29 protein-coding genes are annotated in these 22,240 nt (G+C 66.2%); 10 read left to right on the top strand and 19 right to left on the bottom strand.

Features of this window, described 5'->3' with window-relative positions:
• The first annotated feature begins 183 nt into the window (after positions 1–183).
• The 9 genes from pyrE to ruvX are packed head-to-tail and all read left to right on the top strand — an operon-like array spanning position 184 to position 7,049.
• Complete coding sequence (pyrE, locus tag VO57_008990) at positions 184–765, top strand: orotate phosphoribosyltransferase (GenBank protein XBL68280.1); 582 nt, start codon at positions 184–186, stop codon at positions 763–765.
• Positions 762–1,859: a serine hydrolase domain-containing protein gene (locus tag VO57_008985; protein XBL68279.1), complete on the top strand. Its 1,098-nt coding sequence runs from the start codon at positions 762–764 to the stop codon at positions 1,857–1,859. Before pyrE ends, VO57_008985 begins: the two co-directional genes overlap by 4 nt.
• A gap of 9 nt (positions 1,860–1,868) precedes the next feature.
• A complete protein-coding gene (locus VO57_008980; protein ID XBL68278.1) occupies positions 1,869–2,606 on the top strand; it encodes a pyridoxine 5'-phosphate synthase in 738 nt (245 codons plus the stop codon).
• Entirely contained in the window at positions 2,603–2,878 is a 276-nt protein-coding gene (locus tag VO57_008975; GenBank protein ID XBL68277.1) for a pyridoxal phosphate biosynthetic protein, read from the top strand. The genes VO57_008980 and VO57_008975 overlap by 4 nt, the downstream gene beginning before the upstream one ends.
• Complete coding sequence (gene acpS / locus VO57_008970) at positions 2,875–3,276, top strand: holo-ACP synthase (GenBank protein XBL68276.1); 402 nt, start codon at positions 2,875–2,877, stop codon at positions 3,274–3,276. Before VO57_008975 ends, acpS begins: the two co-directional genes overlap by 4 nt.
• 14 nt (positions 3,277–3,290) lie before the next feature.
• Positions 3,291–4,172: a signal peptidase I gene (gene lepB / locus VO57_008965; protein ID XBL68275.1), complete on the top strand. Its 882-nt coding sequence runs from the start codon at positions 3,291–3,293 to the stop codon at positions 4,170–4,172.
• 11 nt (positions 4,173–4,183) lie between these two features.
• Positions 4,184–5,350: an AI-2E family transporter gene (locus VO57_008960; protein ID XBL68274.1), complete on the top strand. Its 1,167-nt coding sequence runs from the start codon at positions 4,184–4,186 to the stop codon at positions 5,348–5,350.
• A gap of 11 nt (positions 5,351–5,361) precedes the next feature.
• Entirely contained in the window at positions 5,362–6,582 is a 1,221-nt protein-coding gene (locus VO57_008955) for a DUF3089 domain-containing protein (protein ID XBL68273.1), read from the top strand.
• A complete protein-coding gene (gene ruvX / locus VO57_008950; GenBank protein XBL68272.1) occupies positions 6,561–7,049 on the top strand; it encodes a Holliday junction resolvase RuvX in 489 nt (162 codons plus the stop codon). Before VO57_008955 ends, ruvX begins: the two co-directional genes overlap by 22 nt.
• Here the strand turns inward: ruvX and VO57_008945 are convergent.
• From VO57_008945 to VO57_008900, 10 genes are all read right to left on the bottom strand, one after another.
• A complete protein-coding gene (locus VO57_008945; protein ID XBL68271.1) occupies positions 7,041–7,826 on the bottom strand; it encodes a transposase in 786 nt (261 codons plus the stop codon). The two genes, ruvX and VO57_008945, sit on opposite strands and share 9 nt — an antisense overlap.
• Before the next feature lie 357 nt (positions 7,827–8,183).
• The gene (locus VO57_008940) at positions 8,184–8,372 is read right to left on the bottom strand and encodes a hypothetical protein (protein ID XBL68270.1); all 189 of its coding nucleotides are present in this window, start codon (positions 8,370–8,372) and stop codon (positions 8,184–8,186) included.
• The gene (locus tag VO57_008935) at positions 8,369–9,160 is read right to left on the bottom strand and encodes a hypothetical protein (GenBank protein ID XBL68269.1); all 792 of its coding nucleotides are present in this window, start codon (positions 9,158–9,160) and stop codon (positions 8,369–8,371) included. The genes VO57_008940 and VO57_008935 overlap by 4 nt, the downstream gene beginning before the upstream one ends.
• A 33-nt stretch (positions 9,161–9,193) precedes the next feature.
• Positions 9,194–11,125 (bottom strand): hypothetical protein, encoded by a 1,932-nt coding sequence (locus VO57_008930; GenBank protein XBL68268.1) that lies wholly within the window; start codon positions 11,123–11,125, stop codon positions 9,194–9,196.
• Positions 11,126–11,136: 11 nt separating this feature from the next.
• Positions 11,137–13,251, bottom strand: a complete 2,115-nt coding sequence (locus tag VO57_008925) for a fibronectin type III domain-containing protein (protein ID XBL68267.1) — start codon at positions 13,249–13,251, stop codon at positions 11,137–11,139.
• Positions 13,236–13,667, bottom strand: a complete 432-nt coding sequence (locus VO57_008920; protein ID XBL68266.1) for a hypothetical protein — start codon at positions 13,665–13,667, stop codon at positions 13,236–13,238. The genes VO57_008925 and VO57_008920 overlap by 16 nt, the downstream gene beginning before the upstream one ends.
• Positions 13,652–14,260, bottom strand: coding sequence for a hypothetical protein (locus VO57_008915; GenBank protein ID XBL68265.1), 609 nt, complete (start codon positions 14,258–14,260; stop codon positions 13,652–13,654). The genes VO57_008920 and VO57_008915 overlap by 16 nt, the downstream gene beginning before the upstream one ends.
• On the bottom strand, positions 14,244–14,912 hold the full coding sequence (locus VO57_008910) for a hypothetical protein (protein ID XBL68264.1): 669 nt from the start codon (positions 14,910–14,912) through the stop codon (positions 14,244–14,246). The genes VO57_008915 and VO57_008910 overlap by 17 nt, the downstream gene beginning before the upstream one ends.
• On the bottom strand, positions 14,909–17,005 hold the full coding sequence (locus VO57_008905; protein XBL68263.1) for a hypothetical protein: 2,097 nt from the start codon (positions 17,003–17,005) through the stop codon (positions 14,909–14,911). The genes VO57_008910 and VO57_008905 overlap by 4 nt, the downstream gene beginning before the upstream one ends.
• Before the next feature lie 4 nt (positions 17,006–17,009).
• Entirely contained in the window at positions 17,010–17,264 is a 255-nt protein-coding gene (locus VO57_008900) for a DUF1799 domain-containing protein (protein XBL71315.1), read from the bottom strand.
• Here VO57_008900 and VO57_008895 point away from each other — a divergent pair.
• On the top strand, positions 17,256–17,384 hold the full coding sequence (locus tag VO57_008895; protein XBL71394.1) for a hypothetical protein: 129 nt from the start codon (positions 17,256–17,258) through the stop codon (positions 17,382–17,384). The genes VO57_008900 and VO57_008895 overlap by 9 nt on opposite strands.
• On the opposite strand, the gene VO57_008890 is transcribed toward VO57_008895, so the two are convergent.
• From VO57_008890 to VO57_008850, 9 genes are all read right to left on the bottom strand, one after another.
• Positions 17,381–17,710, bottom strand: coding sequence for a hypothetical protein (locus VO57_008890; protein XBL71393.1), 330 nt, complete (start codon positions 17,708–17,710; stop codon positions 17,381–17,383). The genes VO57_008895 and VO57_008890 overlap by 4 nt on opposite strands.
• A 63-nt stretch (positions 17,711–17,773) precedes the next feature.
• Positions 17,774–18,712 carry a phage tail tube protein gene (locus VO57_008885; protein XBL68262.1) on the bottom strand — a complete coding sequence of 313 codons (939 nt, stop codon included), beginning with the start codon at positions 18,710–18,712 and terminating at the stop codon, positions 17,774–17,776.
• Entirely contained in the window at positions 18,713–18,937 is a 225-nt protein-coding gene (locus VO57_008880; GenBank protein XBL68261.1) for a hypothetical protein, read from the bottom strand.
• Positions 18,934–19,392 carry a hypothetical protein gene (locus VO57_008875; GenBank protein XBL68260.1) on the bottom strand — a complete coding sequence of 153 codons (459 nt, stop codon included), beginning with the start codon at positions 19,390–19,392 and terminating at the stop codon, positions 18,934–18,936. The genes VO57_008880 and VO57_008875 overlap by 4 nt, the downstream gene beginning before the upstream one ends.
• Positions 19,389–19,817, bottom strand: a complete 429-nt coding sequence (locus tag VO57_008870; GenBank protein XBL68259.1) for a DUF1320 domain-containing protein — start codon at positions 19,815–19,817, stop codon at positions 19,389–19,391. The genes VO57_008875 and VO57_008870 overlap by 4 nt, the downstream gene beginning before the upstream one ends.
• Before the next feature lie 3 nt (positions 19,818–19,820).
• A complete protein-coding gene (locus tag VO57_008865) occupies positions 19,821–20,489 on the bottom strand; it encodes a helix-hairpin-helix domain-containing protein (protein ID XBL68258.1) in 669 nt (222 codons plus the stop codon).
• Positions 20,490–20,595: 106 nt separating this feature from the next.
• Positions 20,596–20,814 carry a hypothetical protein gene (locus tag VO57_008860; protein ID XBL68257.1) on the bottom strand — a complete coding sequence of 73 codons (219 nt, stop codon included), beginning with the start codon at positions 20,812–20,814 and terminating at the stop codon, positions 20,596–20,598.
• Positions 20,815–20,853: 39 nt separating this feature from the next.
• Positions 20,854–21,759 carry a Mu-like prophage major head subunit gpT family protein gene (locus VO57_008855; protein ID XBL68256.1) on the bottom strand — a complete coding sequence of 302 codons (906 nt, stop codon included), beginning with the start codon at positions 21,757–21,759 and terminating at the stop codon, positions 20,854–20,856.
• A 28-nt stretch (positions 21,760–21,787) separates the two neighbouring features.
• Complete coding sequence (locus tag VO57_008850) at positions 21,788–22,240, bottom strand: hypothetical protein (protein ID XBL68255.1); 453 nt, start codon at positions 22,238–22,240, stop codon at positions 21,788–21,790.

The raw sequence follows: 22,240 nt of genomic DNA, 5'->3' as shown, positions 1-22,240 counted from the left end.
AACCTTGCAGAAACACGGGCCCTGTAACCCATTTTAGCATGCTTGGGCGTGATTTCGGGCTCGCCCTATAGGGGCGCTTGCCGCGACTCTCAAGCGCCTCTAGACCGGAATTCACGGGGCGTCCAATGCGTTTGGTGCAACACCAGCCCCATCACTACACAGATAACGAAGGCACGAACGGTCATGACGGATGAAGAGATCATCGGTGAACTGCGGGGTTGCGACGCCCTGCTCGAAGGACATTTCCTTCTGAGTTCGGGCCGCCACTCGGCCCATTATCTGCAATGCGCGCGGGTGTTGATGGACCCGGAACGCGCTGGCCGGCTGGCTTTTGCGCTGTCTCAAAAAATCCCGCGCGACATCCGCAGCCAGATCGACGTGATCGTCAGCCCGGCGATGGGCGGCCTTATCATAGGGTATGAAATGGGCCGCGCGCTGGGCAAGAACGCGATGTTCCTCGAACGGCCCGAAGGCACTTTCGAACTGCGTCGCGGCTTTGCACTGGAAAAAGGCGCGCGGGTGCTGATGGTGGAAGACGTGGTCACCACCGGCAAATCGAGCGTTGAGGCGATCGAGGCTGTGAAGCGCGAGGGCGGCGAGGTGATCGCCGAGGCAGCGCTGGTCGATCGCTCGTCCGGCGAAGCCGACATGGGCGTGCCGTTCTTCCCGCTGATCCAGCTTTCCTTCCCGACCTATCCCGAAGGCGAGGTGCCCGAGAGCCTGAAGGCGGTGCCCGTGACCAAGCCGGGGAGCCGCAAGGCTTGATCCTGCGCGCAGCCCTTGGCGCGCTCGCCCTGGTGGCCGCCACGGGCTGCGCGCCCCACGATCTGCGCGACACACCCCCGACGCCCGGCGCACCCGCGGCGTCGGCCCCTTTTGCGCAGGCTCTCTACACAAGCGGCTTTACCGGCGAAGCGGTGGTGAGCCGGAGGCCGGGCGATCTTTCTTCGGTCTCGATCGGGCTCGCTGCGCGGGACGAAGCGGATAATCCGGAGCGGTGGCCGTGGGCATCGGTGACCAAGCAGGTGCTGGCGGTACTGGCGATGCAGCAGGTCGAAGCCGGGACGCTCGATCTCGATGCTCCGGCGGATCGGTATCTGCCCGAGCTCGCCTCCAAGGTGCCCGCCCCCACGATCCGTCAGCTGCTCCAGCACCGATCAGGCCTTGCCAATCCCGACGACAGCCCGCCGGATGCGACCGGGTTCCCGTCTTTCTACTCCGACGGATCGACCGGGCTCGACTGGTGTCTGGCCGATCGCACCGCGCCGAGCGAGGAATGGCGCTACAACAACTGCGACTACATCGTGCTGGGCGCGATCTTCGAAAACGTGACCGGCAAACCGATCGAGGCGCTGCTGGAGAAGCGGATCGCCATACCATCGGGCTGGCGCGATACCGCGCTGCTTCGCGCTGGGAGCGCGCGCGACTATGCCGGGCGTGACCCAACCCACACCACCCGCATCGCCCGCTACGGCACCTCCGCCGCGCTGATCGGTCCGCTGGCAGACATGCTGCGCTTCGACCGTGCGCTGATGGCGGGCAAGCTGCTCGGCCCGGAGGCCCGCACCGCGATGTGGCAGGGCGATCCGCAGCTGGGATATATGGCGCTCGGCCAGTGGGTGTTCGATGCGCCGCTCGAAGGCTGCGACGCCCCGGTCCGCATCGTCGAGCGGCGCGGCGCGATCGGCAAATATCAGGTGCGCAACATCATGCTGCCCCAGCGCGACATGGCGCTGGCACTGGCGACCGCCGACGGCGAGTTCAATTTCGGAGAAATCTGGACCGGCTCCGGCGCGTTGCACGACGCACTTGCAGCACTCGCCTGCAACGCAATTGCGAGCCCGGCGACACCCCGCTAGAGCGCGATGATGAGCAACCGCCCCCAAAAACTCCGCCTGGGCGTCAATATCGATCACGTCGCGACCATCCGTAACGCGCGTGGCGGCGACCATCCCGATCCCGTGCGCGCGGCGCAAATCGTCGCGGCCGTGGGCGGCGATGGCATTACCGCGCACCTGCGCGAAGACCGCCGCCATATCCGCGACGACGATCTCAGGCGCATTCAGGATGCGACCGACCTGCCGCTCAACCTCGAAATGGCGGCGACCGAGGAAATGCTGGCGATCGCGCTGCGCCATCAGCCGCACGCCGCCTGCATCGTCCCCGAGAAGCGCGAGGAACGCACGACCGAAGGCGGGCTGGACGCGGCGGGCCTGCACAACCAGCTCGCGCCGATCGTGTCGCAACTGACCGACGCGGGCATCCGCGTCTCGCTGTTCATCGAAGCCCACCCTGCACAGCTCGAAGCGGCAATGCGCCTCGGCGCGCCTGTCGTAGAGTTCCACACAGGCGAATATGCGCATGCAACTGGCGAGCAGCGCTCGATCGAACTGAAGCGGATTGCGGACATGGCGGCATTGGCGGTGAAGAACGGGATCGAACCCCACGCGGGCCACGGCCTGACCTTCGACAATGTCCAGCCCATCGCCGCCATCCCGCAAATCGCAGAGCTCAATATCGGCCATTACCTGATCGGCGAGGCAATCTTCACCGGGCTGGAACCCGCGATCCGCCGGATGCGCGAACTGATGGACGAAGCGCGGTGAGTGCGCCTGCAGAGATCACCCCCGGCCAGCGCTTCTGGCCGATCGCAGGGGCTATTCCCTTTCTTCTCAGCATATTCCTGCTGGGCGTGTCGCTCAACTCGGGCGCGCTGACGGTTTTCGCCGTCGTCTGGCCCCTGCTACAAGTCGGCGGTTACACCATGACCTTGCGTCTGGCGAAGGGCGACACCTCACACGATCTCGTCAAGACGCAGGTCATCCTGCATTATGTCGCCCTGATCCTGCTCGTCGTCCTGCTGGTGCGCGCATCATGATCATCGGTTTCGGCTCCGACCTGTGCAATATCGAGCGGATCCAGAACTCGCTCGACCGCTATGGCGAGCGGTTCGAGAACCGCGTCTTCACCGAAAAGGAACGCGCCAAGGCGCGGCGGCGACCCTTCACCATCGCGGGCACCTACGCCAAGCGGTTCGCCGCCAAGGAGGCGTTCTCCAAGGCCGTCGGCACCGGATTTCGCCAGGGCGTTTTCATGAAGGACATCGGCGTGGTTAACGCACCCTCGGGCGCGCCCACTCTCGAACTGGCACATGGCGCTGCGGAGGCGCTTGCGAAAATAACCCCGGCGGGCCATGTGGCACGCGTTCACCTGACCCTCACGGACGATCATCCATGGGCACAGGCTCTGGTGATGATCGAGGCACTTCCCGAATGAGCAACCTGACCAGCATGAGCAAAAAAGACACCGCACCCAAATCCGGCGAGGACGAAAAGGTCAACTGGTTCGCCGAATTCCGCGGGCTGGCGCTGATGCTTCTCGCGGTGCTGGCGTTTCACAGCTTCGTCGCGAAGCCGTTCTTCATCCCCTCGACCAGCATGATGCCCAATCTGCTGGTGGGCGACCAGCTGATCGTCAGCCGCTACCCCTACGGCTACAACTGGTCTTCGGTGACCTTCCACATGCTGCCGCGCGGCAACTGGCGCATTTTCGGCGGGACGCCGGAATATGGCGACATCGTCATCCCGACCCATCCGCAGCGCAGCGAAGACTATATCAAGCGCGTGGTCGCGCTGCCGGGTGACCGGATCGCGGTGAAGAACGGGCAGATCATCCTCAACGGCAAGCCCGTGCCGCAGAAGGTCGAGCCTGCGATGCTGCTGCCGATCGATCTCAATTCGCCCTGTCAGGGCCCCGGCTTCACCACCGTCACCGCTCCCGACGGCACCCGCAAGTGCCGCGTTCCCGTCGAACGCGAGACCATGCCCAACGGCGCGAGCTACCTGATCATCGACGCACTGCCCGACCAGCCGCTCGACAATTACCCCGAAATCCAGGTGCCCGACGATGCGGTGTTCGTGATGGGCGACAACCGCGATGCCTCGGCCGACAGCCGCGCCTCGATCGCCAATCAGGGCCTGGGCGGCCCCGTCCCGCTCGCCAATATCGGCGGCCGCGCGGAGTTCATCACCTATTCGCTGGACGGCACCGCAAGCTGGAACCCGTTCACCTGGTTCGGCGCGATGCGCGGCGACCGGGCGTTCACCACGCTGCGCCCGACCAAGTCCGATGACGCCGCCAAGGCCGTCGAAGACACCAGCAAGGGCGCCTGACCGGACCGCCAATGGCACAGCCTGACGATCCTTCGCGCGAGTCCGCAACGCCGGACAGCACCCGCGGCCCCGATACCGATGGCGAATACGAGGGCTGGGACGATGCCAGCCCGGCCTACATCTCCAATCCTCAACTGAGGCTGGAGATGCACAAGGCGATGGTGTGGGTCGGGGTGATCGGCCTCGCCGCGCTGGCGGTCTATATCTCGCAGTCGCTGCTGGTGATCTTCGCCGCGCTGGTGTTCGCCTCGATGATCGACGGCGGCGCGCGCCTGATCGGCCGCTATCTGCCGATCCCGCGCACCTTGCGGATCGTCATGGTCCTGCTGCTCGCGATCGCATTCCTCGTCTGGCTTGGCTATTTTGCGGGCTCGCAGATCGCCGAACAGGCTGCCACCCTCCCCGCCATCGTCGAGAAACAGCTGAACGAGATCATCGCGCTGGCCCAGCAAAACGGCATGCAGGTGTCCCTGTCGGATGCGCAGTCGATGGCCAACCAGGTGGTCAGCGGCGTCGGCACCGTAACCCGCGCGATCGGCGGAATTGCGGGCATCATCGGTACGACCGCGATCATCCTGATCATCGGCATCTATGTCGCGCTCGAACCCAACCTGTACGAGCGCGGCGTCGAATGGATGGCCCCGCGTGGCGAGCGCAGCGAACTGCGCAAGACCCTCGCCGAAATGGCGCTGACGCTGCGTCGCCTGATGGCGGGCCGCATCGTGGGCATGGTGTTTGAAGGGTTCTTCACCTGGGTCGCGCTGGAGATGTTCGGAGTGCCGATGGCGGCGCTGCTGGGCATCCTGACCGGACTTCTGGCGTTCATTCCCAATATCGGCGCGGTCGTTTCCGGCCTGCTAATGGCGACCGTCGGCTTCTCGGTCAGTGTCGAAACCGGGCTCGCCGCAGTGGCGATCTATTTCGTGGTCCAGACCTTCGATGGCTACGTCGTCATACCCATGATCGCTCGCAAGACGGTCGACCTGCCGCCCGCACTGGTGCTCGGCGCGCAGCTGATCATGGGTCTTCTGTTCGGAATTATCGGGCTGCTGCTGGCCGACCCGCTGCTCGCCATGCTCAAGGTCGCGCTGGTGCGCCGGTCGGAAGCGAACCAGGCCGCGCAGGACAGCGAATATGCCGCAGCCGCTGCAGCCGCCGCGAGCCGCGCGGACGCATAGGGGGAAACACGATGGTACGCGCATTTCTCTATTTCATCGCGACGATGATCGTGCTCGTGATCATCGGGCTGTTCGCGCTCAATTACTGGTCCGACAAGGCGACCGAGATCGCCTTCGTCCCCAACACCAAGTTCGTCGAGCAGGAGGCGCTGGCCGAAAACGCCTATTCCGACCCCGACATGTGGTATTCGCGCCCCGGGATCGGCACGAACGATCCCGCGCGCTACCAGCCCGCAATCGCAGAGACGCAGAACCCCCTGCCCCGCAGCGAGGACGAGCGCACACTGGTGGAGCAGGCGAGCGAGGCGGGATCGCGCCGCGTCACCGCCGACGACGAGCAGGGCGCACCGCCCTTCGCGGTCTTCTTTGTCCACCCGACCAGCTACATCCCGACCAATCTCGACCGCGACATCCAGTGGAACGCGAAGCTGGGCAACAGGGAGGCGGAGGACCGCGCAAATCTGTTCCTGCGCGGGCTCGCCAGCCCATTCAACCGCGCCGCCGAGATCTGGGCGCCCAAGTATCGCCAGGCGACCGTCGGTGCCTTCATCACCGACAAGCCCGAGGCAGAGCAGGCGATCGACGCGGCCTATCGCGATGTGGAGCAGTCGTTCGACTACTTCCTCGAAAGCGTGGACAAGGATCGCCCGATCATCCTCGCCGGGCACAGCCAGGGATCGCTCCACCTGCTGCGGCTGCTGCGTGAGCGGATCAAGGGCCGCCCGGTGGAGAACCGCATCGCGGCGGTATATGCGGTCGGCTGGCCGATCTCGATCGACCACGACCTGCCCGTGCTGCCGCTTCCCGCGTGCGAGCGTGCCAACGAAGCAGGCTGCATCCTCAGCTGGGTGAGCTTCGCCGATGATGGCGACCCGACCCAGCTGCTCAGCCGCTACCGGGCGAGCCCCGGCTTCGACGGGGAGCCGCGCGGCAACGGGGCGATCCTGTGCGTCAATCCGATCACCGGTTTCGCAAACAGCGCCGCCCCGGCGGACGACAACAAGGGCACGCTGGTGCCGAGTGAGGATCTTACCTCCGGCGAACTGGTCGCCGGTGCGGTCGGCGCCAGGTGTGACGAACAAGGCATCCTGCGGATCGGCGACCCGCCCGAAATGGGCTCCGCCGTGCTGCCCGGCAGGAACTACCACGTCTACGACATCCCGCTGTTCTGGCGGAACCTGCAGGACGACGTGGTGACGCGCGTGCGCGAATGGACAGCCGCGAACTCGTAGGTGAGAGTGCCGCAGGTCTGGCCGAGACGCTGCCCGACGGGGGCGCGCTGATCGGGCTGGACCTGGGTACCAAGACCATCGGCATCGCGGTGTGCGATGCGGGCTGGCGCTTCGCCTCCGCACTCAAGACATTGCCGCGCGGCAAGTTCGGTCGCGATCGCGACGAGCTGCGCAAGCTCATCGAGGCGCGCAGCATTCGCGGGATCGTGATCGGCCTGCCGCGCAACATGGACGGCAGCGAAGGCCCGCGCGCGCAGGCGAGCCGCGCCTATGCGCGCAACCTCGCCGAAGCCTTCGGCCTGCCGGTGCTGCTGTGGGACGAGCGCTGGTCGACCAAGAGCGCCGAGGACGCGATGATCGGGCTCGATGTCAGCCGCCGCAAGCGGGCGGAGCGTATCGACGCGGAGGCCGCGACGATCATCCTTCAGGGTGCGATCGATACGGCGACGGGTTCGCCGCTACTCTGACCGGATCATTCCGCTCGCCACCCGTCGCATCGCAGCACTGGGGTGATGTGTTGCGAAATGCTGCGCACAATGTCTCGCATCCTCCCCGCCCAGCGCCACACCCAGCATTAGCAAGACCTCGTTCGCGCTCGCATTGAGCACGCCCGCGATCCGGCCGGCTTCGGTGTCGAAACGGTACTGGTCGAACCAGCCTTGCGCGGGGTTCGCGGCGCATATGTTGAGCGAAACGGACAGGCTCTCGGGCGGATGCTGGCAATGCACGTCGCGATGCGCGCGATAGTGCAGCACACGCCCCTCGCTCAGCTGCGATCGCTCAACGCGCCGCAGATCAACCGCCTCCCCGGCTTCTCCCGAGACGCTCGCGTAGTCGTATTCCCAATAGTCACTGACATAGCCCGGCCCGAAATAGCCGACCGTCAGGAAGTCGAAATTGTGATCATGCGGCAGGCCATAGACGAAGCTTGCCGCGCCGCTTGCCTCAAAGGCCGGATCGCCGCGCGCGGGCCAGATATTGGCGCGCAGGAAATAGCCGTTGCGCGGCCCCGCCAGCATGATCGCCTGCGGGCCGTAACCGCTTGCCTGATCGTCAGCGCCGGCCAGGAGATCGATCAGCAGATCGCCGAGGAAACCGCGATTGGCCGCCAGCCCGGCGAGCAGCGATGCCGCATTCTGTAACGAACGCTCGTCCGCCGGATCGAAGCCGTGCTCGTCCAGCTGCACGATGCACTCTGCGAGTGCCAGCGGGGTGCAGAAGGGTGGATTCAGCTCGCGAGGCATCGGCTCTCCCGCAACTTGGCAAGCTGTGGATAAGTTGTGCATAGCTTGTGGCGAAGTGTAGCGGCTTCGCATGCCAGCGGATCCCTATCGCACTCCGCAATAGCGCACAAAGCCTCGAATCCGCTGGCCGTGTCGAGCGCCAGCGCGTGACGCAGTGCCTGCCACCGGGCCCCCTCCCCCGCTTGTCCACAGCCCCCCTTCCCGCAGGCATAGCGCGCTAGGCTTGGCTGTAGCGTGCCAAGACCTTCTGGAGTCTTTGACAAGACCGGCTGGAGCACTTTTAGCGGGCCAGAAGCGGTCATCTAGCGCATGCATATTGGAGCTCTAGGCGATCCCTAGAGCTCCTACAGCGATGCTTTAGATAGGCGAGGAGCGATCCTCCCCGGTGAGGGGTGCGCGCTCTCGTCCAGTCTCATCGACGAGGTCGACAGCATCGTAGCCGATCATGATGTTGGCCCCAGCGCCCGCACCGAGGATGAGCAGAGCGAGCCCGTCGACGTTCGTCGAGGTCTCGCTCTGCACGATCGTCACCACCGCACCGTTCATTTCGCGTCAGCTTCCTCTTTCACCGGCTCGCTGAGAGCCTGCCGCACTGCGTAGAGCACTGACGGTTCCCACCGATCGTGCACCCGGTTCTCGATCAGGACGATATCGTCATTGTCGAGGTGAGCCAAGCCGTCGAGCCCGATCAGGTCGAGCAGCTCGCCCCTGCGCTCCAGTTCCTTCCGATCAGTGCTTGCACGCGGTCGACCGGCGCCGTCCGTCACCGTGGTGTGGGCTCCACGGGTGACATCGTTCAAGGCCTCGCGGACGGCGAAGCGGATATCGAGTTCCACCAGTCCATCCGGCCCTTCGCGCAGCTTGGGTTCGCCATCGATATCGAGGACCGGCCGGTCGAGATCGTAGGGCTTCGCGCCCGATGCCGGCTTGGGCGTGTCCGACACCAGATCCAGTTCCTTGAGGATAGCGCGGATCGCGATCGGCGAGAGCGCGAGATAGACCGTCTTCTCGATCAGCGCCACGTCCTCCTTGTCCAGGTCGACCGGATCGGTTCCCCCGAGCGAGGCATAAAGCTCACCACGGCGAAGGCTTGCCCCCTTGGAGTCCGCCGATTTGTCGAGCGCATAGGCGACGAGATAGCGAAGGGTCAGCGGCACCTTTTTCTGCTTTTCGGGCGGCAGCGGCTTGCCGTCTTCACCGAGCGCCACGCCGACCTGCCGCTCCAGCGGCTGATCGTCGAGACCGCGCAGGCCCCTGATGAAGTCGACGCGCAGGGTCTTGTCCTTCTTCGCACGGTTGCGCGGGGCGGTTTTGGAGCGATCCTTGGTAGTCATGTCGATTGCCTTTCGTGAGGGATGAGGGGGCGGTTACGCGGCGTCGAGCAGCGCCAGCAACTCGGTCGCATTGTCGGAGAGGTCCTTGAGGTTGGTCAGATCGGCCTGGGCGAAGCTCACGCCGCAAACCGAGAGAGTCGTATGCGAGGCATTGCCCAAGACGATCTCGTTGTCGTTGGCAGCGTCGGTATTGGTGCCGATGACGATGGCGTTCGCAATGTCCGGCTTCTGGCTTTCACCAGCGCCCGCACCAGAGCCGATGAAGATGCTGCCAGTGCCGAGGGTGACCGCGCTGCCGGAAAGGTCGCCCATCGCCACGATGTCGCTACCGACAGCCTGCATGATCGCGCGCTGGCCGATGCCGACCACCCGATCGCCAGCGGTGACCGCGCCAAGGTTGGCCTCGATGTCGACGCCGGCCGCATCGGGGAAGCCACCTGCCCATTCGCCGATCAGGATAACGTGATCTCCGTTCTTGCGGTGCCGGGCAGCGGCACGGCCCTGGATGACGACACCGTCGCCGGTCTGCATCAGCTCGGCCACCACATAGCCACCGAAGACGCCGCCATCGCCCTGGTACTGCCAAGCCGCGCTGTCGCCGAACGCCGACACGTTGTTGCTGGTGACGCCGTGCTGTTGCGCGCGGTAGCCCGCGATCGTGAAGCCGACGCCATGCTGTCGCTCGTTGAGCGCGAGAACGCCAAGGACCACGCTATCCTTGATGTCGATGCTCTCCTGCATCGAGCGGTTGCCGATCGAGATGACCCCGTTCGACCCGTCGTGGTTGGCCAGGCACAGATCGCCCCAGCCAAGGACATTGCTCGACGAAGTCGATTGCCACAGGACACCTTCACCGATGCCGAAGCATCCCTGGTTGGCGGCGTTGTTGTTGCCCGCGTTACCGGCGTACCAGCTGCGCGCGGCGGGGATGCCCCGCATGGCGATCATATTGAACGCGCGGATCTCGGTGACCTGATTGTCGCCCAGTGCCACCTGATTTTCGTTGGTGCAGATTGCCAGGGCACCGACGGCGGTCATGTTGTTGTAGCCCGCATCGCGCGCGGCGGCGGAGATATCCGCGCCCCAGCCCAGCGCAGTGACCGCATCATTGACAGTCGCGGTGCCACCGGCCCCCGCCCCGAGCCCGGCAAAGCGAACCCCGGTCGTAAGGTTGCCGCCCACCCCGAAGCCCAGTCCGGCAAATTCGTTGCCCTGGTAATACTGTGCGCCGTATGCCCCCACGATCGCATTCCGGGACGAGACAGTGACGACGTTGCCCTGCGTCAGATAGCCAAGGCGGACGCTGAAATCGCCGCCTGTGATCAGCAGGCCGGCGCTATGCGCTGCGTTGAGGTTGTATTCCCCGTTCAGGTTGCCACGGCCTGCGGCCCGGCCAATGTCGGTATTGCCGATACCGGCGAGCAGATCCCGCGCGGCGTGATAGGCAAACGCGGTGTTGCCATCGCCCGAGACCGATCCATTGCCCGCGCCGGCGGCGAAGGCGTTGTTATTGACATCGAGCGAGACCAGCCCGGAGATCGACTGCGCCCATTCCTTGGCGCTTTTCGTCCCTGCCCCGCCCGGCTCGGTGCCCTGCGCCCACGCCTCGGCCTCGTCGACCAGCGGCTGCACCACCAGCGCCACGCCCTGGTAGAAGCCGGTCGCGATGCGCGCCGCGCCGTCGACATACTCGTACACACCATTGGCCGGATCGTCGTCCGCCCCGTTATTGTCGTTCACGTAGACCAGGCGGTTCTGGTTGGCGGCCGTTGCGAAGAAGCTGTCGCGGGCGCTCACATCGGCAACGGCCGTCAGCCCGGCCTGCGCGGCGCTGATCGCATTGTCGACCGTCTGAAACAGCTCTCTGATATCGCTCTTCGTCGGCGCATGCAGGCCGCTCGCCTGCACCCCATCGGTAGTGAAGTCCCGGTAGACTTGTTGCGCATGCTGGTAGACCGCACCCATCGTCTCGCTCCCTAAGTGATCGTTGCCGCGACCGGGCCGGTGACGCCCGATCCGTTGTCATCGCTGTCGAAGGCCTGCGCCCAGTAATATCGCGTGCCGGCGGAAAGCCCGGTCTCCTGCCGCGTCACCTGCGTTCCGGGTGCGCCCGTGATGTCGGTGCCCACCTGCACCGCGTCCCCGAAATCGGACGTGTCGGAGCCGAACAGGCGGGCGTAATCGAGCGCGCTGCTGGTCGGCATGCTGAAGCTGATATCCGCAAGGCCGCTGCCACCAGTCGCGGCGAGCGAGGTGGGCGCGCCCAGGAACACGCCAGCGATCGGCGTGATGGTCGCGACCGGGCTCCAGTTGCCGGAACGGCCGGTGAAGGTTCGCGCCCGCACGCGGACCTCGTACTCGACGCCACTGCTGACCGGGCCTGTGCGCGCTGAGGGGGGCGAAGCATCCGGGTCGATCGACATCGGATACCAGGTGCTGCCGCCGCTCTCGCGATAGGTGGCGTCGTAAAGCAGGCCGATCCGCTCGACCGCACTCCACGTCGCCTCGATCGCAACGCCGATGGTCTCTCCGAACTGAACCGCTATGGTCGAAAGAGTGAGGCCCTCGACATCGGAGATCGTCGGCGTGCTTCCGGTGCCCGTGTCGGCCACGGGGGGCGTCCCTTCCTCCAGCGCCGCGTCGAAGCTCCAGTCCGCGGGCTCGACCTGCGTCAGCGCGATCTCGATGCGCAGATTGATCAGGTCGAGCTTGGGCGCGCCGATCTTGACCCACATGCTCAGACCCAGCTTGGCGCTTTCGAACCGCGCGAATCGTCGCCCCAAACAATCGATGCCGAGCAGGTTGAGCAGCGCATTGAAGCGCCAGCGGTCGGGGTTCAGCTCGGCCAGCGCGAGCTTGCCGATCCGCGCGGCCTGATTGTGGTGCGGCGCGTAATAGGCCTGGATCGCCTGCGCTTCCCCGTCGTCGTCAGCCTCCAGCGAACCAAAGGTCGCGCTCTCCTGCTCGCGGTACCCGATGGCGGCCTCGGTATAGAGCACCTTGACCGCACGGGTGACCTGATAGGCCTCCGGCCCCTGCGCGGCTGTCAGCGACAGAATGTGGTCGTCGGTGATCACGAGGTCAGGCTCGACCCAGCGCCCGCACATCACGTTGAACTTGCCCTCGGCGTCCTGCCAGAAGAAGCCGTCCGCCGCGAGGCGCATGGCCTCGAGGATGTCCGCCCGCTTTTCGTTCGCGAGCTTGTAGCTCGCCCAGATGCGCCAGCGGGCGATCGTCTCTTCCGAGGCGGTCGAGACGGTCTGGTCGCAGATATCCGCTTCCGTCGCGATGTTGGCCCAGTTCACGTCGGCATACCCGCCGCCGAACCCGTCCGGGTGCGCGAAGTAGTCCGCCGTCACCAGCGCCCAGTTGTCGTTCCACGGCCATGTCAGCGGATCGTCGAGGCGGACCGAGCCGGAGCCGTAGACCGGCTCGCCCGCTTCGTCCGTCCCGATCACCATCGTGTCGTCCAGACGCGGATCGTAAAGGCCCACCCCTTTGCGCACCTGCGTATAGGCGGGCTCGCGCCCGTTATAGACCTCGCTGAACTGCTCCGCCTCCACCGCGCGGCCGATGATCGCCGCGTGCGGGCAGCCGCGCTGGCGATGCGCGGCGGTCCATTCGGGGAAGAACGCGGTCAACTCGGCGATCGCCATCTGGTCGGCCGCTCCCGATCGCGTGTGGATGCTCACCGCACCGTGGAAGCTTGCCTCGGTCACGAAGCCGCCGGCATCGAGCGTCACCGGCTTGTCGTTGATCCGATGCTCGATGACGTCGTTCTCCCGGCCGAGGCCGAGCGTAATGACCTGGCCGATGGTCCCGTTGCGGCTCTCGCGGAAAGTGCGTTGCCCGCCGGTGTGGACGATGCCGTAATTGCGGCGGTGAGAACCGACCGGATCGTCCGAGATGCTCTGGCCATCGCTGGGCGCGGGGCGACCGGGACCGAACAGCGCACCGATCAGAGCGTTGGCGCCGATCGAGAAACCAACGCTGATCGCGCCTGCCAGCACATAGGCACCCACCACCGCGAGGGTGCCGCTCGCGCCGGCCGATGCCAGCAGCACGGTTGCCCAGGTCAGGACCGAAGGCATGGTGCCCTCCAGACCATTTCTGCCGTCACCGGCAGGCTCGCAAACCCGCGCGGCCGACGCGCGACCCACGACGGCAGCGACTGTCCCACCTGCGGCGCGGCACAGATGCACGCGGTCAGACCATCGGCGAGTTGGACGAGCCCGACGTCGCCGCGACGCTCTTCGTCCACTCGCGCCCAGCCAAGCCCTTCGATCACCGAGAAGCACGCGCCCAGCATCGGCCCGTCGATCTTCAGGGCCTGGAACAGCTGGCGCGGATCGGGATCGGCCCGTCGACCGGTCACCGCCTCGGCATAGTCGAGCACGGAAAACGCGCAGTTCGCCTTCAGCGTGTGGAACGGCTCGCGCGCCCAGCGCCGGAACGTGGCCGACAGCGCCTGCTCCATCGGCACGGGCTCGCTCAGTAGTCCGGCCATGTCAGCACCTTGTTGCGAAGGGTTGCGGCGAACTGGAACCCCTTGTCGCCGGGGAAGCGGCCCTGCTGGTCGGAGTCCGTGCACAGCGCGAAATTGGGGCGGCTGCGCGAGGTAAAGATGCTCTCCAGCGTGACGCTGACCGTCGATTCCTCCGGCTCTTCGTCGTCGCCGCGATCGAAGGTGAAGCCCGGCCGCAGCATGCGCCCCGCCCAGATCGGGAACGGATTGTCGAGGCAGCGCTGGTTGTCCGGGTCTTCCGGATCGTCGACCCCGAAGAATTGCAGCCACACCCGGACAAGGCGGTTGCGCGCCTCGGTCGCGAAGTCGTCGCGGGCCATCTTGATCACCTCGGGCGTCACGCCCGACAGGGTCATCGTCGCCTCGGGCGCGCGACCATCGGTTGCCTGCTGCAGCCCAGTGATCGAGCCGAACGTACCCAGGCCGTGCCACCGATTGTCATCGTTGGTTTCGAGCACGTCGAGACCGCCCCACAGCCGCCACGTCTCCGACGCGAAGTGCATCGAGACAAGCGTCGCGGCCTCCACCTTGCCGCCCGCAGCATAACGCCGGATCGTCTCAGGAAAGAGGCTCATCGAACCTCTCCACCAGATCCAGCGACGGCCCGCCGTAGCGCCCGGTCTTCAGCGACAGCTCGCCCGCATTGTCGTCGGTCAGCCCCACCCGCATCACCGGGCGCAGCTTCACCGCCTCGCCCGTGTAGGCCTTGCGCATGGTCGGCGTGGTCCGGATCGTCGCGACCGTGCCGTTCCACCACACGCCGGTCGCGAGATAGCAGTGCTCGCCCAGCCCGAAATAGAGCCCCGCCTGCAGCAGCTGGCCATAGTTGCCGAAGTCGACCGCGATATTGCGCTGGCCCTGCACGGTGGTGGTGGTGACCCCGCTGAGGTCGTCGGTGACGTAGAGCGTGCCATCGGAAAAGGCGCTGCCATCCGAATGGCTCACGCTGCCCGCGCCGATCGCCGGGTCGTTGGCGCGGAACCACAGGTCGAACAGCGGGATGCGCGCGATATTGGTCCGCCCTTCGAAAAGACCGAACGCTGCGCGCCAGGCGAGCACCTCGTCGCCGAACAGGTTGCCGAACTCCATCCGCAGCCGGAATGGCGGCCGGATCGCAGGCACGGCCTGGGTGAAGCCGGAAAGGCTGGTCGACAGACCCGACGTCTTGCTCGGCGGCAGGATCGACAGCTGCTGGGGGACGAGGTTGGCTGGCCAGTCGAAGATCATCGCGACCTCGCGACATGGGCATCGATCCGGTTGGGCAGTTCGCTATCGAAACGTCCGATCATTGAACCGGAGACGCTCTGCGCGATCGCGCGCATTTCGCGCAGATGCTCCTCCTGAGTGATCGCCCCCCGCAGGTCGAAATAGATCGATGCAGCCGCGTTCCCCCGGCCTCCGCCAGCGGGGTTGTCGTTGGATGGCGGCTCGATCCGGCCCGGGCCCACCGGCAGGAAGAACCCCGGCGCGGTGCTGCGCTCGTTGACCGCATAGATCTGTCCGGGCGACACCGGCCCACCGCTGGCGCGCCCGCCGCCGAAGCCGATCGCGCCCAGCAGGCTGCCGATCAGCCCGCCCGCACCCCCGCCGCCGCCGAAGATCCCCGCCAGCGGGCCTTCGCCCAGCAGGTTCGCCTGCAGGATGGCGTCGGCAATCGAGGTGGCGAGCCGCTTCATCACCCCGCCCGCGCCCTCGCCATAGATCAGGATCTGCGACAGCGCCCCCGCCGCCGATCGGCCGAGGTGGCGATAGCTCTCAGCATTGCGCTCGGCCGCGTCGGCCTGCTCGCGGTGAACCTCGCTTGCATCGCCGATCTGGATTTCGAGCGCGTTCATGATTTGCAGCGCGTCGATCTTTCCCAGCAGGGAGGCGATCTCGTCCTGCATGCCGCTGGCTTTCGCCTGAGACAGCTGGGCCAGCAGCGCATCCATCTGCGCCTGCTGCTCAAGCTTCAGGATCAGCCGCTCGCGCGCCCATCCGACCAGCCCAATCGCCTGCGCCTCGCGCTCCAGTGAGGCGATGGAGGTCTCGATGCCCTTGGTCTCGTCGCGGATCGCGCCGGCGCGCTGGCGGCTCTCCTCCAGCGCGATCGCCTTCTCGCGCTTCTGGTTGAGATCATCGATCGATGCGCGCTGGTCATCGGTGACAGCGGCTTCCTTGGCACGCTGGATTTCCAGCTGGCGCAGGGCCTTTTCGTCCAGGCCGATCGCCTCGATCTCGTCCTGAAGGCTGGCAATGTACTGTTTCGTATTATCGTTGGCCGCTTCGAGGGCTCGCGCTTCCTCGGATATCCTGCCGGAGGTGCCTGCGCTGCCGGTCTCCCTGCTGACCGAAGGGCGCGCTGATACGTCGCGCCCAACCGGCTTCTCGTCTTCCTTCTCCTGCATACGGCGCAGTGCGTCACGGCCGATATCGATCCGGCCCTGAAGCTCGACGAGGTCCCATTGAAGCTGACGCTCTTCTTCGGATCGCTGGCGGCGGATGGCAGCCCGGCGTGCTTGGGAGCGTTCGTCACCAAACCCGCCCCCTTCCGGCAAGCCAGGCCGATCTTGCATTTCGCCCAAGCGGCGCTGCATCTTGTCTCGCTCGATCTCGGCAAGAATGATGTCGCCCTCGAGCGAGGTCTGCCGTTGGCCGTCCAGACGTTGGAGAGCGGCTACGGCCCGATCAGCGTCAGTCTCCATATCGCGGAGGCTCTGAGCGACGGTGTCGATCGCCTCGTCGCTTTCAAAAAGCTTACTGATGAACGGCGTTAACGCCGTCACGGCAGCCATGATCCCCAGCCCCCATGGTCCACCGAGGAAGCCGATGAGACCGCCAGCTCCGCCACGCATCAAGCCAATAGCCTGGACAACCTGTGTGCCTTGGCTGGCGAAGATCTGCATCGGGCGAGCGCCCATCGAGAACATCGTCGCCATATCGCCGACCTGAAACGCCAGCTGCTGTGCACCAGCCCGCTGCGCATTGGTCATTTCCGTCGTGGCGTTCAGGTTCTGCGAATGCTTGGTTAGCTCAGCGGACGACCGCCTATATTCGGCCTGAACAAGCCCGAGCGCCGTCTTCGTCTCAAGGATTTCCCGGTTGTAGTCTTCCTGGGTGATCTTGCCCGCAGCAAAGGCAGCCCGACTTTGGTCAATTTCCCGCTTGGCAGCCGCCTGCGCATTGGCGAGCAGCTTGATCGTGGCGTCCGTGCGTTCGTAAGCGGCATTGTATTCGAGGGCCTGCTTTTCGCCTCTTTCGAGAGCGGCATCCATCTCGGCCAGAGCACGCTTCGCGCCCTCGCTGTCACCGGCAATCATGAGGGCCGTGCGCAGCGTCATCGGCTCAGCTCCGCAGCCGCCCGTTGAGCGCGCGATAGGCAGCGTGCTCCATCACCTGCAGGCCCTGCCACCCGGCAGGATCGAGCGTCAGCCCGGCGCGGCGCAGGCCGACATCCACGGCGGTGTAGTCGAGCCCGACATAGAGCACCGCGCCCTCGCCCAGCGCCTCGGTCCGCCACTGGCTGGCGACCGCTGCAAAGGCCATCACGATGTCCCAGTTCTCCGGCCATATGCCTAGCGTGCCGTCCTCTTGCTTCAGCTCGGCCGCACCTTCGATCTGCGCGACCAGTTCTTCCGGCAGGCCGAGCGTGCGGGCGTCTTCCGCCGCTTCGTCGAAGCCTGCCGAGACCCCGACGATCGCACGCGCGGCTGCCTCTAGTTTCCCAGCTTCGCGCCGCGCACTTCCTCGAAATACGTCCGCGCCAGCGCGCCGCGCGCCCAGGGCAGGCGGATGACCTGGTCGCGAACCTCGTCCGAGTAATCGACCGGCTTGCCCTGCGCGTCGCCGATATCGTCGAGCCGGACGACCACGCGCCGCAGGAACTCGCTCGCCCCTTCGGTGCTCAGCAGGTTGAACTCGTCCGCCTCCTCGGGCGGGATCGAGCGGAAGGTGGCCTTGAAGGTTTCGGGCACCTGCCCGTCGCCATCGGGGACGTGCGCGGTGACCTTGCGTGTGAAGGTGACGGATTCGACGATCTTGAACATGATGCTGAAGCCTTTCTGAGGGGTGTCTCAGGGGCCCCTCAGCTGCCCCTGAGACTTCGGTGATCAGGTGAAGGTGAGGGTCCACTGGTCGTCGCCCTCGTCGGGCAGCGGGGTGATCGCCAGCGGCCATTCGAGGATGTTCTGCGACTGCTGGTAGCTGGGCAGACGGCCGAGCGAGCAGGTCGGCGCGCTGAGCGTGGCCGTCAGCCCGGCTTGCGTCCCGTGCACCAGCACCAGCGCCTGCCGGGTACGCGCCTGCGAGATCGCGAAGGGGTTGTAGGTCGCCAGCGGCACCGCCTCGACGCGCGCCTCGATGCTCTCCGCCTTGTCCACGATCAGCATCTCCTCGCGCCCGACCAGCAGGCGCTGCTGCACGTCGTTGCCCAGGTTGAAGGTGAACTGGCTCAGCACCAGCGGCTGCGCACCCAGGGTGAAGGTCGGCGTATTGGCCTTGGTCGCGATCTTGGGGATCTGGAACGCGGTATAGTCCGGCGTCGGCCGCGAGGCATCGGCCGGCGTCGTAAACAGCCCCATCAGCGTATAGCGGACCACCGGGATGCCCTGCGCGTTGAGCGTCTGGGTTGCGGTGCCCCGGCAGCCGAGCATCTTGTGCAGCGTCGGCCCGATCTGGAAATAGACCGTGACGCTCTCGTGATCGTCGGACACCGGGTTGTAGGCCACGCTGGTATCGGTGACGATCGTCTCGGCCGCGCCGCACGCGCGCAGAAGCGGGCCATAGGCAGGGGCCGTGCCGGCAGTGCCCGAACCCTGCAGCTCGATCGACCCGGTCAGCGTGACGTAAAGCCCGGCCGGGATCGTCTCCTGCGCGCCCAGCCACGGATGCTCGAGATTGCGCGATACGTCCTGACCTTCCATCGGCCGCAGCTCGACATCGGTCATCAGCATCGCGTTGGCCGCACCGGTGGGCGTCGGATCGGTGCCGTATTCGCTCTCGATCTTCGCGAGGATGATCTTGGACTTCCACTTGATCGGGTCGGCCATCTAGCCCTCCTCGCCCTGGTCGCTGGTCTCGCCGGCCTGCGCCGTCGCGGCGGGCGCGGCGGTGGCATCGGCGGGCTTGGTGAAGTGCTTGCGCTCGATCTTGCCGGTCGCGGCATCGGCGACGTAGCTGCCACCCTTGCGCGGGCGCGCGATCGGCACCGCCTCGGCGGCAGGCGTCGGCGGAGCGGGCGGCGTCGCGCCACTGGTCTGCGATTTGCGGCTCATTCGAAGATCCTCAGCTGGTCGTTGAGACGGAAGTGGAGCTCGAGGACGAGCGTACCGTCGACCGCGCCGACCAGCTCGCCCTGGGCAAACTCGAACACACCGACCGGTGAACTCTCACCCTCGGCCACCGGCGGCTCCCACCCGGCGATCGCGCGGATCGCGGCGTCGGCGAAGGGCCTGATCGCATCGATCGCCTTGCCCCCGGTGGGATCGTCGGTGACGCGGCGGCACAGGACGACCAGCACGGTCTCCTGCAGCGCCTGTGTGAATGCCCCCGCGCTGGCACTGGCGTTGCCGCCGCTCAGCATGCCGGGCAGCACGAAACCGGCAAAGTCGGACTGCGGCATCTGCCCGGTCTCGATCACCTTCGCCCATTCGGCGGCGAACTTCATCCGCCCGGCAAGGTCGGGGATCTTCACCTCGATGCGATCGCGGACGGCTTCGGTGTGGATCACAGGATCCTCCGCAGGCTGTCTTCGGTGAAGGGCCGCTCGCGATCATTGGTCCGCACGCCGCTCGCCCCGCTCGATGCAGGCTCCACGCCCTCCACGTCGAGCCGCACCGTGCCCGTCGCGATCTTGCCAAGCGTGGCCATCGCGTCCTTGTAGTCCTGGGCGATCTTATCGTTCGGGGTGAAGCGGTGCAGCTTGTAGATCGCGATCTGCAGCGCGAGGTCGACCAGCAGCTGAGGGGTCGCCGCCAGCGGCAGCTTGTAGCGGCCGAGCAGGTGGCCATCGATCGCGGCCTGCGTATCGGCAATCGCGCGCGCGACCACGTCGACATCGATCGCGCCCGCTGCCGGCGTCGCGCGATCGGTCAGGTCGAGCAGCATGCTCGCCCCGTAGCGATCGGTCAGCTGGTCGAGATCGATATAGGCCATAGGTCAGGCAGCGGCCGTCAGGTGACCGAACTGCTCCAGGATCGCCCGGCCCTCGTCGGTATCGGGATCGGCGAGAGCGGTTTCGAGTGCGGCGATGTCGCACTCGTTGAACTCGATCAGCGAACCGTCGGGCGCGCGCAGCGTGACGGTGAGCTTCGGCTCGCGATAGAGCGCGATGAAGCGGCGCGCCGCCTCGATGCCCTCGCCGAAATCGGCCGGGCTCAGCGTGCGCGGCGTCGCATCGAAAGCGAACCCGGCGCGCCGGAAGCCCTTCTTGGGCCCGGTGACGACCAGGACCGGCCTGTCATAGGGATCATCGGCCATCGCCGGTGCCCCGGCGGGGTCGGGCTGGCCGGGGCCTTCCTGCTGCTCTTCCGGCGTGGCTTCGGCGCTGGCGATGACCGACGCCTGTTCAGGGGTCAGCGGCGGCTCCGGCGGAGTATCCGCTGCAGGCGGCGTCTGGGCAGCGACCAGCGTCTTCGCGGCGGCGACCCAGTCGGTCCATGCGGGCGTGCCCCGGAAGTCGGTCAGCGCGGGCGGGTTGGCGAGATCGACCGCCGCCAGTGCGGCGACGCTGTCGATGCCTGCCGCCGCAAGCGCCTTGGCAGTCTTCGCGCCGACGTGGTCGACATCGGTCAGCGCAGGCGCGGGGGTCTCGGTCTTGTCGGTCATGCTGAGGTTCCTTTCGGGTCTTTCGGAAGGGTCGGCGGACCGGCCCTTGCGAAAAACCCGCCGCCACTCGGACGGCGGGCCTTCGTTTCGTCGGGAGGCTCCGGCCTCAGTGGAGGCCGGCCCGCCGCGTCTCGAAGATCGAGCGCGGATGGCCGTTGGACGGGATAAGGGGCTCGGGAGCGAACAGCCCGATGGCTACACCGACCGCAAACGCGCCTCCGATGAGGACGGGAAGCCAAGCGAGCTCGGCCACAAGGGGTGACGCGGCGATCAAGGCGACGGTTGCGAGGGACAAGAAGCACAGCCCCACCAAAAAACTTTTCATAGTCTTCGTCCTTCTCTTGCGAAAATCAGGGTCGGGGGATCAGGCGAGCCAGGGCACGACCATCAGCTCGGCCGTGTCCTTCCATTCGTTGGTCTCGCCGCCGCTGCCGAGCTCGTTGTTGAGCAGCTTGCGGCCCGCGCTTTCGAGCGAAGGGGGCACGATCAGCAGCGGTTTCTTGGCACCGGCCAGCAGGCCGAGCGGGCGGCCGTAATCGCCCTTCATCCCCATCAGCCCTGCGCGGGCCGCGCTGTAATGCGAAGCGTCCAGCGTCTGCTTGGAACCCCAGGCGAACTGCCAGAAGCCGAAGCCGACATTGGCGCGCGCATCGGCCCCGTATTTGAACTCGTTGTTGTCGAAGACGTTGTCGTCGGTCGGGTTGTCCTTGGCGACGAACTGGAAGTCCTTGCGCTTCTGCAGGATGATCGGCTTCAGCGCGCGACTGGCATCGACCAGGAACCACGGGGTCCCCGATCCGCCATCGGTGTTGGCGACCGAGGTGGGGTCGCCGTCCTTGTCGAGGACCGGGTGATCGGTGTCGAAGTAGTTCTGGCCATCGTAGCATTCGGTGGTGAAGCCGGCGGCCAGCAGACCCCAGACCAGCTCGTCCCACTTCGCGCCGGTCGACATGCCCATCTCTTCGAACAGCGGGGCATAGACGCCGATATTGTCGGTCTCGATGTCGTCGCGGTCGACACCGATCGTCAGCTCCCACTTCTTCTCGGAGATCTCGTAGCTGTGTTCGGAGAGGTTCTGGACGGCGCGCGGGCCGATCCACTCGCGGACGTTGGGGATCTTGCCCAGCCACCCGTACTTCTGATCCTTCGTCGTCGAGGGGACGATCGTCGCGATCTTGGTGTAGAGCGAACTGGTCTGCCCCAGGCCCTTCTTGAAGGCCGTGCTGAAGCCGGTGCGGACCGAGGCGAGATTTGCGCTGTTGATGATCATGTGCGTGGGTTTCCTTGGTCAGGCCGGATCAGGCCGCGGGCTCGGCGATGCCTTCGACGTAGACGCGGGTCAGCGCCTCATCGAAGCGCACCCAGACGCCCTGGTCATCGATGTCGGCGACGAAGCCGGCGGGGGAGCGGGTGCCGCTTCCGTCGGTCTTGGCGACCGTCTCGTCGTCGACGATGAAGCAGACGTCTCCGATCTCGGCGATGGTGATCGCGTCGGTGGAGGCGGAGTTGTTGAAGCGGAACGTGCCCGGACGGACATTGACCGACAGGTCGCCGGCCGAGCCGCCCGAATTGTCGACCCGCTGTTCGGCGCGGCCGACGCCGACGCTCCCGGTCGCGGTCGCGCCCTTGGTGACGTATCCGGCCGCATTGCGCATCACGAGCGCGCCGGCATAGATCAGGCTGGCTGCGGCGGGGCTGCGCAGGATAGCGCCTTCGGCGCGCGGGGTGTTGCGGTCTGCAGAGAGAGCCAT

The organism is Citromicrobium bathyomarinum (genome assembly GCA_001306305.2).
Taxonomy (GTDB): Bacteria; Pseudomonadota; Alphaproteobacteria; order Sphingomonadales; family Sphingomonadaceae; genus Alteriqipengyuania; species Alteriqipengyuania bathyomarina.
This window is presented reverse-complemented; position numbering and strand designations above follow the sequence as displayed.

What these genes read in the sequence shown, in the direction of transcription:
- pyrE (XBL68280.1), top strand. Translation starts at nt 184, where the DNA reads ATGACGGATGAAGAGATCATCGGTGAACTGCGGGGTTGCGACGCCCTG.
- VO57_008980 (XBL68278.1), top strand. Translation starts at nt 1,869, where the DNA reads ATGAGCAACCGCCCCCAAAAACTCCGCCTGGGCGTCAATATCGATCAC.
- acpS (XBL68276.1), top strand. Translation starts at nt 2,875, where the DNA reads ATGATCATCGGTTTCGGCTCCGACCTGTGCAATATCGAGCGGATCCAG.
- lepB (XBL68275.1), top strand. Translation starts at nt 3,291, where the DNA reads ATGAGCAAAAAAGACACCGCACCCAAATCCGGCGAGGACGAAAAGGTC.
- VO57_008960 (XBL68274.1), top strand. Translation starts at nt 4,184, where the DNA reads ATGGCACAGCCTGACGATCCTTCGCGCGAGTCCGCAACGCCGGACAGC.
- VO57_008955 (XBL68273.1), top strand. Translation starts at nt 5,362, where the DNA reads ATGGTACGCGCATTTCTCTATTTCATCGCGACGATGATCGTGCTCGTG.
- ruvX (XBL68272.1), top strand. Translation starts at nt 6,561, where the DNA reads ATGGACAGCCGCGAACTCGTAGGTGAGAGTGCCGCAGGTCTGGCCGAG.
- VO57_008945 (XBL68271.1), bottom strand. Translation starts at nt 7,826, where the DNA reads ATGCCTCGCGAGCTGAATCCACCCTTCTGCACCCCGCTGGCACTCGCA.
- VO57_008940 (XBL68270.1), bottom strand. Translation starts at nt 8,372, where the DNA reads ATGAACGGTGCGGTGGTGACGATCGTGCAGAGCGAGACCTCGACGAAC.
- VO57_008935 (XBL68269.1), bottom strand. Translation starts at nt 9,160, where the DNA reads ATGACTACCAAGGATCGCTCCAAAACCGCCCCGCGCAACCGTGCGAAG.
- VO57_008930 (XBL68268.1), bottom strand. Translation starts at nt 11,125, where the DNA reads ATGGGTGCGGTCTACCAGCATGCGCAACAAGTCTACCGGGACTTCACT.
- VO57_008925 (XBL68267.1), bottom strand. Translation starts at nt 13,251, where the DNA reads ATGCCTTCGGTCCTGACCTGGGCAACCGTGCTGCTGGCATCGGCCGGC.
- VO57_008920 (XBL68266.1), bottom strand. Translation starts at nt 13,667, where the DNA reads ATGGCCGGACTACTGAGCGAGCCCGTGCCGATGGAGCAGGCGCTGTCG.
- VO57_008915 (XBL68265.1), bottom strand. Translation starts at nt 14,260, where the DNA reads ATGAGCCTCTTTCCTGAGACGATCCGGCGTTATGCTGCGGGCGGCAAG.
- VO57_008910 (XBL68264.1), bottom strand. Translation starts at nt 14,912, where the DNA reads ATGATCTTCGACTGGCCAGCCAACCTCGTCCCCCAGCAGCTGTCGATC.
- VO57_008905 (XBL68263.1), bottom strand. Translation starts at nt 17,005, where the DNA reads ATGACGCTGCGCACGGCCCTCATGATTGCCGGTGACAGCGAGGGCGCG.
- VO57_008890 (XBL71393.1), bottom strand. Translation starts at nt 17,710, where the DNA reads ATGTTCAAGATCGTCGAATCCGTCACCTTCACACGCAAGGTCACCGCG.
- VO57_008885 (XBL68262.1), bottom strand. Translation starts at nt 18,712, where the DNA reads ATGGCCGACCCGATCAAGTGGAAGTCCAAGATCATCCTCGCGAAGATC.
- VO57_008880 (XBL68261.1), bottom strand. Translation starts at nt 18,937, where the DNA reads ATGAGCCGCAAATCGCAGACCAGTGGCGCGACGCCGCCCGCTCCGCCG.
- VO57_008870 (XBL68259.1), bottom strand. Translation starts at nt 19,817, where the DNA reads ATGGCCTATATCGATCTCGACCAGCTGACCGATCGCTACGGGGCGAGC.
- VO57_008865 (XBL68258.1), bottom strand. Translation starts at nt 20,489, where the DNA reads ATGACCGACAAGACCGAGACCCCCGCGCCTGCGCTGACCGATGTCGAC.
- VO57_008860 (XBL68257.1), bottom strand. Translation starts at nt 20,814, where the DNA reads ATGAAAAGTTTTTTGGTGGGGCTGTGCTTCTTGTCCCTCGCAACCGTC.
- VO57_008855 (XBL68256.1), bottom strand. Translation starts at nt 21,759, where the DNA reads ATGATCATCAACAGCGCAAATCTCGCCTCGGTCCGCACCGGCTTCAGC.
- VO57_008850 (XBL68255.1), bottom strand. Translation starts at nt 22,240, where the DNA reads ATGGCTCTCTCTGCAGACCGCAACACCCCGCGCGCCGAAGGCGCTATC.